The organism is Aporhodopirellula rubra (genome assembly GCF_014192335.1).
Taxonomy (GTDB): Bacteria; Planctomycetota; Planctomycetia; order Pirellulales; family Pirellulaceae; genus Rhodopirellula; species Rhodopirellula rubra.
This window is the reverse complement of the sequence record NZ_JACHXU010000013.1, coordinates 208,883-220,183: the sequence shown is the minus strand read 5'-3', so window position 1 is coordinate 220,183 and position 11,301 is coordinate 208,883. Positions and strand designations below refer to the sequence as shown.

Below are 11,301 nucleotides of genomic sequence, written 5' to 3'. Positions count from 1 at the left end.
GGGCCTACGATTCCAGATCGGCGAGCTTCTTTTCGAGAGCTTCTAACCGAGCGGTCACGTCATCGAGACGTTGTTGGATTTTATCGATCCGACCTTCATTCGCCAGCGATCCCGGTTTGCCCGTCGTTTCGGATCCGGCACTCGCACCCGCGGCCGCCTGCTTTTCGACCTTCGCGGCGAGGTGTTGCCGTTCGACGGGAGTGTACAGGCAATGGGCAAACGTCTGACCACGACCGGCGGGCGTGACGGCAAACACCAACCCTTTCTCGATCAACGAATCGACCTCCGCTTGGGTCGCGGTCAGATCAACGAACGGGTGCATCCGCGACGCACGCGTTCGCAACTCGCCGAGCGTTTGCGGGCCGCGTAGCATCAGCTCCGTCATGATCGCCGAACCGGGGCTGTCGACGTCGAACCATTCGTAGGCGGCGTGTCGATACTTGGTGACGCGGCCGCTGCCTTGAATTTCCCGCACCGCACCGGCTTCTCTCAATTCGTCGAGTGCCCGCAACGCGTCCCCTTCGTCGACTTCCATTTTCGGGTCGCGGTTTGATTTTTGGTTACACCCCGTGATGATCCCCGCGAGGCTGAGCGGGTAGCTGTCGGGTGTCGTTTTGGCCTTTTCGACCAACACACCGAGGCACCGGCGGGCGATCGCCGTTAGTGGTTTGACGCGGGATTCGGATTCGTCGCTGTTGGATTCTTCGCTCATAATTGAAAGACTGCTGATGTGGAGTCATGCGATGGGAGTGGGGAGTCCGAACCGTGAATCCTATCATCTCGGCTCGGATTTCGGAGCCCCTGACACACGGGGGCACTTTTCTCGGCGATCGGAGTCATTTCTCGCGCATCGGCCTCTGCGCGGGGGGCACAAGATCGGTATCATCATGCGTTTTGATGAATTGATGAAGACCTATTACGAGGTTCGCGTGATCTCGATCGAGTCCGTCACCGAACCTCCGGGAGCCTGAACGTTGTTACCGCTGATAATTACCTTGCTGATCATTGCAATCGTCATTGCGATTCTGGCATTTTTCGCGTGGAAATACCCTCGTCCGTTTGTGCGTGCGATTTTCCGCCCGATATTAGGAACGTTCTACCGCGGACGGACGGTTGGTCTGGAGAACCTGCCCACCGAAGGCGGCGTGATGCTGGTCAGCAATCACGTGTCGTGGATCGATGGAATCCTGATCTTATGGTTGCTACCACGCAACGTTCGCTTCGTTGTCGACGGCGGGAACTTCAAATCGAAGTTGGGCGATTACCTGGGCCGCGCGTTTGACACGATCTACATGATGGGCGGCCCGAAAGCGATCGGGCGTGCCCTTCGTTCGGCCCGAGAAGGACTCAACAACGGTGACGTCATCGGCATTTTTGCCGAAGGAACCATCACGCGAACCGGTCAACTGCAAGCCTTCAAACCCGGCATGACCAAAATCCTGCAGAAGACAACCGCACAGGTCGTGCCGGTTTACCTCGAAGGGATCTGGGGCAGCATCTTCAGTTTCTCGGGCGGACGCTTCTTCAAGAAATGGCCGACACAATTTCGACGTACGATCACGTTGTACATCGGTGAACCGTTACCACCGGAGACGCCGATCTCGACGATTCGCACCCGAGTTCAAGCTCTCGGCTCGCAAGCACAAATCGACAACCGGCGTCAATTCCCGGTTCTAGCGAGACGCGTTCTCAAAGGTTGGCGCCGCCGGGGCAAACGCCTGCAAGCCGCCGACACGCTCGGCGTCGAAGTCGGTGGTCGCTCGCTGCTGATGCGTACATTGGCGCTGCGTCGTTGCCTGCGCCGCGAAGTTTTCACCGATGACGAACAGTTCATCGGCGTGTTATTGCCGCCCAGCGTGGCTGCGGTCGCGGTCAACGTCGCACTCGCGGCCGACCGCCGCGTCAGCGCGAATTTGAACTACACCGTGACCAGCGACGTGATGAACCACTGCATCCACGATGTCGGTGTCAAACATGTTTTGACCAGTGACCGATTCATGGAAAAACTGGATCTCGATCTCGATGCGGAAATCGTCTCCCTCGATAAACTCAAAGAGAAAGTCTCCACGCTCGACAAAGTCATCGCTGCTCTCCAAGCCACCGTCGTTCCGGCATGGTTGCTCGATCGTATCCTCGGTCTTCACAAGGTGCAGAGCGACGATTTATTGACGGTGATTTTCACCAGTGGATCAACGGGCATGCCCAAAGGCGTGTTGTTGTCCAACGCGAACGTCAGTCACAACGTCGACGCCGTCGGCCGTGCGATCCGGCTCGATCAAGAGGACGTCGTGATCGGAGTGCTGCCGTTTTTCCATTCGTTCGGATACGCCGTCACGCTGTGGGCCGCCCAAACGCTCGGGCCCGCCGGTGTCTATCACTTTAACCCGCTCGATTCCAAACAAATCGGAAAGCTCGCCGAGAAGTACAAAGCAACGGTGCTCTTGGGGACACCCACGTTTATACGTGGATACCTGCGCCGCGTGACCGAAGAGCAATTCAAGACGCTCGACGTCGTCGTCGTCGGCGCCGAAAAAATGCCGATCGATCTGTTCGATGCCTTCGAGAAGAAGTTCGGCGTTCGTCCGGTCGAAGGCTATGGCACAACGGAAATGAGCCCGCTGGTCAGCGTCAACATTCCGATGTCACGGTCGCTCGCCAAGTACCAACCTGACCGCGTCGAAGGCAGTGTGGGGCGTCCGTTGCCCGGCATCTCGGCGAAGATCATTTCGCCGGACGACGGTACCGAATTGTCCACGGGCGAAGACGGCATGCTGATGGTGACCGGCCCCAACGTGATGCGTGGTTATGCCGGACAAAAAGAACTCACCGAAAAAGCAGTCGTCAACGGATGGTATTCCACCGGCGACATCGCACACATCGATGCGGACGGTTTCCTTCACATCACCGGCCGGCTCAGTCGGTTCTCCAAAATCGGTGGCGAAATGGTGCCGCACCTCAAGATCGAGGAAGAGATCGGCAAGATTCTTTGCGAAGGCGACGAGGACGATCAATTACGTGCCTGCGTCACGGCGGTGCCCGACGAAAAGAAAGGCGAACGCATCATTGTTTTGCACACGCCGACCTCGCGATCGATTGACGATATCCGAGACGGTCTGCGCGCCGCGGGATTGCCGAACCTGTTTGTTCCCGCAAACGATTCGTTTATCGAAGTCGATGCGATCCCATTGCTCGGAACCGGCAAACTCGACTTGAAGGGAGCAAAGGATTTGGCCCTGTGTCAGACGGCCAAAGCCTGACCTTCAGAGTGTTCTCGCAAATGACGCCGGCTCTCAAACGTGGCTACGTTCGCAAGAACGTGGTCCACCGTCTCGCGACGGCAGTTACGCGAAGACGCGAAAGGCGGATTGAGCTGCGGTTGCGAAAGTGGAACGTGTCTACTTAGTAAACGTATCCGGCTCCGACGCGGCGGGAGATTGGTCGCTTGTGGGAAGCGGCTCAGAACTGTGACGCGTCGATGACTTCGTGTTGAGCACGTGATCCGATCGCGTGTCGCACTTCGTCGTTCATCGCTTCGTTCGTGAAGCGGACCGACCCGTCGCACATCAGGATATGGAGCCCGCCGGGGTGATAACTGCCCAAAGAGATTTCTTTCATCTCGGCTGTAACTGGCTTTTCAACGGTTCCTTCATTGAGGTTAAAACCAAAGTGAAGCGATCCGAGGACCTCAGAGAAATCTTGCCCGTTCCATGCGTCAATCTCCGGATGGTAGAGCGAAAAGTGGTCACAGATTTCACAAGCGTTGAACTCGATATAGCGAGTCTCACCGACCATCGCCGTGTTGCTGAGCCCGTCGAGAATGTCGGCGAACGAAATCGCTTTTCGTTCGGGGACGTTGTCGCAATCGTCCGACGGGTTCACGATGTGGCAAAAATCGGTTGCTAAGAAAACACCGTTGCCACGCTCGAACCCGATTTTCGACGACGTCGAATAGTTGTCTGAATTAACGTTACCGCCACCGATGCCGAGATAGCTGTTGAGGATCCGGCCTTCGATTTGGTCGATCGATTCACCAACCGCGATCGGACCGTATTGCGATGGGCACCGGAATGTCATCACCGGAGTTTGTGCCAGCTGCCGAAACCGCTGACTTTCGGGATGCCCGCCCGTTGGTCCGCCCGGTTCGCCATAGGGAACGATATCGGCGAGAGCGGTCTCTTCGATGAAGCCCAAGATGTCGGTCGTCCAACTCAATCCCCAACCGCCTTTGGCGCCCCAGGGTATCCGCCGGTAGGTTGCCTCGTAGTTGTGAATCCCGAGGCCGATCTGTTTCAGGTTGTTCGCACACTGGACGCGTCGGGCAGCCTCACGTGCGGCCTGGACGGCCGGCAACAACAGCCCCACCATCACACCGATAATCGCGATCACAACCAGTAACTCGACCAGCGTGAAACCAGATCGACGTGATTGCGAGTACGGGCGCGTCGACGGCATGGAGAACCAGAACGTGGGGAGGAAGGGCGAGACCGTGCCCATTTTCGCCCAATATCCCGCCGCGGGGAAGCGTTTATTCCCCCGAAAAACGACAATTAACCAGTAAACAAACGTACCCGCGAAGATTCACGGAGCATATTTTGCCTAAACGGTAGCCAACTCGGCATCGACACTTTCACCCGATTGCCACTTCGTAAAGTCGTTGGGGTCTCGGATGACGCGGTTGTAGGTCGTGTCACGTTCGACCGGTTCGCGTCCGGCCTCACGGATCAGATTCTGAATCTGATCGACCGAAAGGAACTCCGGCGTCTGGGCTCCCGCGTCGTGATAGATCAACTCATGGCGGACGGTCCCGTCGAGGTCGTCCGCACCGTACGCCAACGCCGCTTGCGCCGTTTCGATCCCGAGCATGATCCAGTACGCCTTGATGTGCCGCACGTTGTCGAGCATCAACCGGCTGACCGCAACGGTTCGCAAATCCATCAACCCGGACGGCTTTTTCAAATCCGACAACTGCGTGTTCTCGGGGTGAAACGCCAGCGGAATGAAGACTTGGAAACCACCGGTTTTGTCTTGCAACTCACGCAGACGCATCAGGTGATCGATTCGATGATACGCCTTCTCGACGTGACCGTACAACATCGTGCAATTCGTCTTCATGCCGATTTCGTGAGCGGTCTTGTGAATTTCGATCCACGAAGGCGTGTTGGCTTTGTGTTCGCACAACTGGTCCCGGACTTCGGGATGGAAGATCTCGGCGCCGCCACCGGGCATGCTGCCTTGGCCCGCGGCCCGCATATCTTCGAGCACCCACTTGAACGATTTCTTAGTTTGAAAACGGAACCAATCGATCTCGACCGCGGTCCACGCCTTCAGATGGATCTGCGGGAAGTTCTCTTTGAGCATCGAGATCAGATCGCGATACCACTCGTATTTTCGTTGGTGGTGCAATCCTCCGACGATGTGCATTTCGGTGCAACCGTTGGCAGTCGCTTCGCGTCCCCGTTCCAAAATCTGTTCGTCCGTCATCGCGTAACCGTTTTCGTCACGCAGGTCTTTGCGGAACGCACAAAAGCGACACCGATAGACGCAAACGTTTGTCGGATTCAGGTGGGTGTTGATGTTGTAATAGCCAACGTTCCCGTTCATCCGTTCTCGCACGTAATTGGCGAGTTCACCGATCGCTTGGATCGAAACATCGGGTTCGTAGAGGAACAAACCATCTTTCAGCGACAATCGTTCTTCGGCCTCGACTTTGTCACGAATTTCACGCAGGCGAGCACGAATGTTGGAGTTAGACATGAATGGGTTTGAAGGTGGTAGGTAAGCTGGTGACAGGTAAACAGGCTACAGGTTGACAGGCGACCGGTGGATAGGACTGGAGGTAGCAGGTGAACTTGTGGCGAGGTTGTTTTGGGTTTTATCCGGTCAGGCAGTCGGCGATGCCGGCGACCAGCAGCACGAGACTGATGATGGCGTTGGTTTGAAAAAAAGCGGCATTGACGCGGCTGAGGTCATCGGGTCGGACGAGCCAATGCTGGACCAAAACCAACACCGCTGTCAAGCCAACTGCGACGGCGAATACCCAACCCAGGCCAGCCGGGGCCCCCGTCAGCACGAGAACCACGAGGAACGCGAGCATCACCACATGCATCATGACCGCAATCCGCAACGCTCCGGCAACGCCAAACCGGCTCGGCACGCTGTGCAGCCCCGCTGATCGGTCGAAATCGGCATCCTGGCATGCGTACAGAATATCGAACCCGGCAACCCAAAACGCGATCGCTCCGGCCAACAGCAACGGAATCGAAATGAAGTCCCACGACATCGAATCACCGCGAATGGCCACCCAAACGCAAATCGGCGACAACGACAACGCCACGCCGAGCCACAGGTGAGCCGAAGCGGTAAAACGTTTGGCCAACGAGTACCCGAGCAGGAACGCGAGCACCGGGACCGAACCGTACAGCGGCATTCGATTGGGCAAGAACAACAACGTCGACGCCACAAACCCGATCGAGCAGGCGATCGTGAACATCGCGACGCCGCGACGCGAGAGAACACCAGCGGGCAAATGACGCGTCGCCGTGCGAGGATTCTCCGCATCGATCCGGTGATCGACCAACCGGTTGAACGCCATCGCGGCACTCCGAGCGGTCACCATGCACAACAGCACACCAACAATGTCGGTGATTCGGATGGGAGGCGTCGCGTTATCGACCGACGATACGGGCGTCGACCATGCCAAAAACGCGGCGAGGACAGCAAACGGCAAGGCAAAAATCGTGTGCGAAAACCGAATCAGCCCCAACCAATCGCTCACCGATGCGGCGCCCGATCCGCTGGACTCATCCGTCGTCACGTTCATCGAATTCATGACGTCTCCTTCCATCGTGAAATCAACGCGTTGTCGACGCCGATCTGATCCAAGATTCGCGCGACGACGAAATCAACCAAATCGTCGAGTCGCTGCACGTCGTGGTACCAGCCCGGCATCGCGGGCAACATCACGGCACCGGCGGCGGCGAGTCGGTGCATGTTCTCGATCTGCAGCACACTCATCGGCGTCTCACGCGGAACGAGAACGAGTTTGCGTTGTTCCTTCATGTGGACCTCGGCGGCGCGTTGGATCAAATTCGACGCCGCGGCGCGAGCGATCCCCGACAACGTACTGCCGCTGCACGGGCAAACCACCATCGCATCGGTCACAAACGAACCGCTGGCGATCGGCGTCATGTAGTCATCGTGTTGGTGATAAAAGAAACGCTCGTCCCCTTTTTCACCCAAGGAACCCTCGAGTTCAAACGCGGGCTCGCTCGACCACTTGGGGACACAGGTTATCAATGCGTCTAAATCGGGACGGCGGAGGTTCAATTGCAGATCGAGTTCCTGCGCAATCACGGCAGCGCCACTGGGACTGATCGTCAGGTGAACTTCCACGTCGCTCCTGCGGAGGGCCTGCAACAACTTCACCGCGTACGGCGCACCGCTGGCCCCCGTGATCGCGACAACGATCCGGCGTGGACGTTCCGAGGAATTCGCTATCGTCACTGCGTCACCATCCGCATCGGCTCAGGAGCCTCCCGGTGTGCGGGCCCGCTTGCGTTCTTGGCGACGGGTTTGCCGGGTTTCTTACCGATATAAATCGTGGCAACACCGAGAGTCAGGGGATGAAACTCGACTTCATTTAACCCGGCCGCTCGAAGCCGAACCGCTAACGCTTCGCCACACGGGAATTGGCCGACCGAGGCGGGCAAGTATTCGTAGGCCGACTTATCGTTGCGCGCTAGCCACTGACCAACACGCGGCAAAACGGATCGAAAGTAGAACCCGTAGAGTTGTTTCAAAACGGGCAATGTCGGCTGCGAAAACTCGAGCACCATCACTTGACCGCCCGGACGACACACCCGCACCATCTCGCGAATGCCCTGATCGGTATCGACAATGTTTCGCAACCCGAACGCGACCGTCACGCACTGGAACCGATCGTCCGTAAACGGCAACTGCATCGAGTCGGCTTCGAAGAAGGGGATCGTCGGGCGTCCCGAACCGCCCGCGGTATCACGCACCCGCGAATCTTCTTTGTCGCGTGCGATCTCCAACATCGCATGGCAGAAATCGCTGCCGATCACCTGCACGTCGCTGCCGGCTCGGTTGGCAATTTCGATCGCCAGGTCGCCGGTACCACAACACATGTCGAGGATCGGTGCGTCGCCTTTGATTTGCAAACGATCGACTGCTTTGCGACGCCACCACTTGTCAATGTTCAGCGACAACAAATGGTTCATCGTGTCGTAGCGGGGTGCGATTTGCCGAAACATTTCGCGAACCCGCTGGCCGCTCTTGTCGAGCGGCTCGTCGCGTTTCAATTTCGTGCCCGAACCGGCACTCGCGGCAGCGGAGGGGCCGTTGGCCGTCGGCCCAGATTGATGCGGCTTTTCGTCCTGTGACGCCGCTTCGTCGCGGATGGGCTGTTCGTCTCGGCTGGGCTCTGGGACACTCATGGGCGTGACTGATCTGAATCCACTAAAAATGCTGGCTGGAACAATGCCGGCGGGAGCCGACGTGCGGGTTTTCTTATTTGATATCGACGGAACGTTATTGACGACCAAAGGCGTCGGCAATTCGGCTCTCTCGCAGGCACTGCGGGACGAGTTCGGTGTGCTGCTGCCCGACTGCGACGTGATGTTTTCCGGGCGAACCGATCGCAGTCTCGTCATCGAACTGTTGCAGCGGAACAACCTCGAACCGTCTGACGAACATTGCAATCGATTGCGTGACCGCTACATCAGTCTAATGGGCGGCCAGCTTGCTCGTCAGGGCGGGATCGTTTTGCCCGGCATCCGCCGCCTTTTGACGGATTTGTTTCGCCGCGACGCACTCGAACTTGCTGTCATGACCGGAAATTTCCCCGAGACGGCAACCCGGAAATTGGAACATTTTGATCTTCGTCAGTGGTTTGCGTGGATCGCGGGAGGTGACTCCCACGTCGATCGCGACGACCTGGCTCGCCGCACCGCCGCGATCGTCGCCCGCAGGCATGGCAACCGCGTCAAAGAAATGGTCGTCGTCGGCGACACGCCCGCCGATATCCGGTGCGGTCACGCGATCGGCGCGAAAACGATCGCGGTCGCCACGGGCGAGTTTTCCATCGAAGCGCTCGAGGCCGAAAACCCGTCGCAAATGTTCCCCGATTTCTCAAACACCGAGGAAGTCCTCGACGCGTTGTTCGCGGAGTGAAACCGACGAGACGTCACGAAAACACTTGTTTAAATGACGTGGTTCGTGATCGTTGCCAGAACGCAGCCTATCCGTCGGGCGACGGTGGCTAGCGTGGAGATCGAAATACTCTAGGTCGTCACGAAGCTGTCGGGGCGTCGTTGATGGTGCGATGTCGCCGATTGGAATGCGGCACCGGCGGCGAGCAGTTTGGACTCTTGCATGACCGGGGCCTGCAATTGGATTCCGACCGGCAACCCGTCGTCATCGATCCCACCGGGCAGCGAAATGGCGGGCACGCCGGCCAAGTTGGCACCAACGGTGAACAAGTCGCACAGATACATCGCGATTGGATCGTCGGTGTTTTCACCCAATCGAAATGCGGGCGATGGAGTCACGGGGCCGAGAATCAGATCGACGCTGCCGAAGGTGGTGTCATAATCGCCGCGAATCAGCCGCCGCACTTTGAGTGCTTGGTTGTAATACGCGTCGTAGTAGCCTTCGCTCAGCGCGTACGTCCCGACCATGATCCGCCGTTTGACTTCGCTGCCGAAACCGGCCGCCCGGCTGGCACGATACATCGCCTCGAGCGGTTCGGTTTTGTCGAGCGACGATTCGCTGGCCCCGTTCTCTTCTGCCGCGTGGCGATAACCATAGTGAGCCCCGTCGAAACGCGACAAGTTGCTGCTCGCTTCACAAGGTGCGATCACGTAATACGTCGGCACCCAATACGGACTGTGTTGCAGCGAAACTTCCACGATCTCCGCACCGAGATCTCGGAACACCTTTTCCGCCTCTGCCACGGCGGTGCGGATCGCCGGCGCAACGCCCTCTTGATCGGTCGCCTCTCGCAGCACGCCCACGCGGACGCCTTTCATGTCCGTCTCCGCGATCGCGGCTCGATAGTCGGACACTTCATGATCGACCGAAGTGCTGTCGGCCGGATCGTAACCCGCCATCGCTTGCAATCCGATCGCAACGTCTTCGACTGACCAACCCAACGGTCCGGCCTGATCGAGACTGCTGGCAAACGCGACCAACCCGTATCGGCTGCAACGACCATAGGTGGGCTTGAGTCCCGTGATTCCACAGAACGCGGCCGGTTGGCGGATCGAGCCACCGGTGTCGGTGCCGATGGACAGTGGTACTGTTCCTGAGGCAACCGCCGCGGCCGCTCCGCCGCTGCTGCCGCCCGGTGTGCGGTCGGTGTCCCACGGGTTGCAGGTCTTGCCCATTGCGCTGGTTTCGGTCGACGCCCCCATCGCGAACTCGTCCATGTTCGTTTTGCCGATCACGATCGCACCGGCCTGTTTCAACTTGGCCACCACGGTCGCGTCGTAAGGCGGCGTGAAGTTGCGAAGCATGTTCGACGAACACGTCGTTGGCATGTCCGAGGTGCATAACACGTCTTTGATCGCGACGGGCAATCCGGCGAGCGGCGGCAAGGGACGGCCGGCTTTGCGATCCGCATCGACGGCATCCGCCGCTCGCAGTGCCGATTCGTAGCCGACGTGCGTGTAGGCGTTGTTGGTCGGCTCGGTGGCTCCGATCGCACGCAGTGCCGTTTCGGTGACTTCCCGTGCGGTCGCGTCACCGGATTCCAACAGTTCCAAAATCGTCGAGGTCGAGTCCAACATGTTCGGCAAAATTCCGGGCAAATAATAAAGAGTTCAGCGGCAAATTCGCGTGCGGGCCGACCGAGGGTATCGAACAATGCCTCCCCTATAAAGTAGGCCCCGAACGAAGCCCTCCCGCCACGCTCGCCCAAACACGCCCCGTGACGCTCTCCCGAGCAGAAAAAAACGGCAAACCTCCGCTTCGCGTGCGTTTCCCCTTCGCGTGCGTTTCGCCACCTCGTGCAATTCCACATCGTCGCGTTTGCTCCCAACTCCCTCAAGGCTCCAACTCCCTGCAGGCCCTAACTTCCGGCAAGCCCTAACACCCTGGAACGCTCCGCCAACACCTCCGCACATTCTCATCGCCCCCGCGACCGTCACCCCCATGAACCGTCCGGTCGGTCATAATGAACTCTCGGTAGCGGTCCCACCGAGATGCCTTCTGCTTGCAACTTGGGCCGCGAAACCGAATCGACATCAGTCCAGTGCCACCCCCAGGGCGTTTATGAACGAC

Annotated in this window: 10 protein-coding genes; 3 read left to right on the top strand and 7 right to left on the bottom strand. The window is 58.4% G+C overall.

What is annotated here, in order from left to right:
- Positions 1-4: 4 nt before the first annotated feature.
- Complete coding sequence (locus FHS27_RS18240) at positions 5-712, bottom strand: YceH family protein (protein ID WP_184306302.1); 708 nt, start codon at positions 710-712, stop codon at positions 5-7.
- Positions 713-728: 16 nt separating this feature from the next.
- Between FHS27_RS18240 and FHS27_RS18235 the strand changes: the two genes are divergently transcribed.
- A complete protein-coding gene (locus tag FHS27_RS18235; protein ID WP_184306301.1) occupies positions 729-971 on the top strand; it encodes a hypothetical protein in 243 nt (80 codons plus the stop codon).
- Between the two features lie 3 nt (positions 972-974).
- The gene (locus FHS27_RS18230) at positions 975-3,257 is read left to right on the top strand and encodes an AMP-binding protein (RefSeq protein ID WP_184306300.1); all 2,283 of its coding nucleotides are present in this window, start codon (positions 975-977) and stop codon (positions 3,255-3,257) included.
- 199 nt (positions 3,258-3,456) lie between these two features.
- On the opposite strand, the gene FHS27_RS18225 is transcribed toward FHS27_RS18230, so the two are convergent.
- From FHS27_RS18225 to ubiE, 5 genes are all read right to left on the bottom strand, one after another.
- Positions 3,457-4,452 (bottom strand): DUF1559 domain-containing protein, encoded by a 996-nt coding sequence (locus tag FHS27_RS18225; protein WP_184306299.1) that lies wholly within the window; start codon positions 4,450-4,452, stop codon positions 3,457-3,459.
- 144 nt (positions 4,453-4,596) lie between these two features.
- On the bottom strand, positions 4,597-5,754 hold the full coding sequence (gene mqnE / locus FHS27_RS18220) for an aminofutalosine synthase MqnE (RefSeq protein WP_009100043.1): 1,158 nt from the start codon (positions 5,752-5,754) through the stop codon (positions 4,597-4,599).
- A 118-nt stretch (positions 5,755-5,872) separates the two neighbouring features.
- Positions 5,873-6,829, bottom strand: a complete 957-nt coding sequence (locus tag FHS27_RS18215; RefSeq protein ID WP_184306298.1) for a UbiA-like polyprenyltransferase — start codon at positions 6,827-6,829, stop codon at positions 5,873-5,875.
- Positions 6,826-7,503 (bottom strand): UbiX family flavin prenyltransferase, encoded by a 678-nt coding sequence (locus FHS27_RS18210; RefSeq protein ID WP_390853881.1) that lies wholly within the window; start codon positions 7,501-7,503, stop codon positions 6,826-6,828. Before FHS27_RS18210 ends, FHS27_RS18215 begins: the two co-directional genes overlap by 4 nt.
- A complete protein-coding gene (ubiE, locus tag FHS27_RS18205; RefSeq protein WP_184306297.1) occupies positions 7,500-8,456 on the bottom strand; it encodes a bifunctional demethylmenaquinone methyltransferase/2-methoxy-6-polyprenyl-1,4-benzoquinol methylase UbiE in 957 nt (318 codons plus the stop codon). Before ubiE ends, FHS27_RS18210 begins: the two co-directional genes overlap by 4 nt.
- A gap of 28 nt (positions 8,457-8,484) precedes the next feature.
- Between ubiE and FHS27_RS18200 the strand changes: the two genes are divergently transcribed.
- Entirely contained in the window at positions 8,485-9,192 is a 708-nt protein-coding gene (locus FHS27_RS18200) for an HAD family hydrolase (RefSeq protein WP_246420085.1), read from the top strand.
- A gap of 110 nt (positions 9,193-9,302) precedes the next feature.
- Here FHS27_RS18200 and gatA read toward each other — a convergent pair whose 3' ends face one another.
- Positions 9,303-10,808: an Asp-tRNA(Asn)/Glu-tRNA(Gln) amidotransferase subunit GatA gene (gatA, locus tag FHS27_RS18195; protein ID WP_184306296.1), complete on the bottom strand. Its 1,506-nt coding sequence runs from the start codon at positions 10,806-10,808 to the stop codon at positions 9,303-9,305.
- Positions 10,809-11,301 lie beyond the last annotated feature (493 nt).

Bases quoted from the DNA above. Each gene is read 5' to 3' on its own strand.
- FHS27_RS18240 (WP_184306302.1), bottom strand. From the start codon at position 712: ATGAGCGAAGAATCCAACAGCGACGAATCCGAATCCCGCGTCAAACCA.
- FHS27_RS18235 (WP_184306301.1), top strand. From the start codon at position 729: ATGTGGAGTCATGCGATGGGAGTGGGGAGTCCGAACCGTGAATCCTAT.
- FHS27_RS18225 (WP_184306299.1), bottom strand. From the start codon at position 4,452: ATGCCGTCGACGCGCCCGTACTCGCAATCACGTCGATCTGGTTTCACG.
- mqnE (WP_009100043.1), bottom strand. From the start codon at position 5,754: ATGTCTAACTCCAACATTCGTGCTCGCCTGCGTGAAATTCGTGACAAA.
- FHS27_RS18215 (WP_184306298.1), bottom strand. From the start codon at position 6,829: ATGAATTCGATGAACGTGACGACGGATGAGTCCAGCGGATCGGGCGCC.
- ubiE (WP_184306297.1), bottom strand. From the start codon at position 8,456: ATGAGTGTCCCAGAGCCCAGCCGAGACGAACAGCCCATCCGCGACGAA.
- FHS27_RS18200 (WP_246420085.1), top strand. From the start codon at position 8,485: ATGCTGGCTGGAACAATGCCGGCGGGAGCCGACGTGCGGGTTTTCTTA.
- gatA (WP_184306296.1), bottom strand. From the start codon at position 10,808: ATGTTGGACTCGACCTCGACGATTTTGGAACTGTTGGAATCCGGTGAC.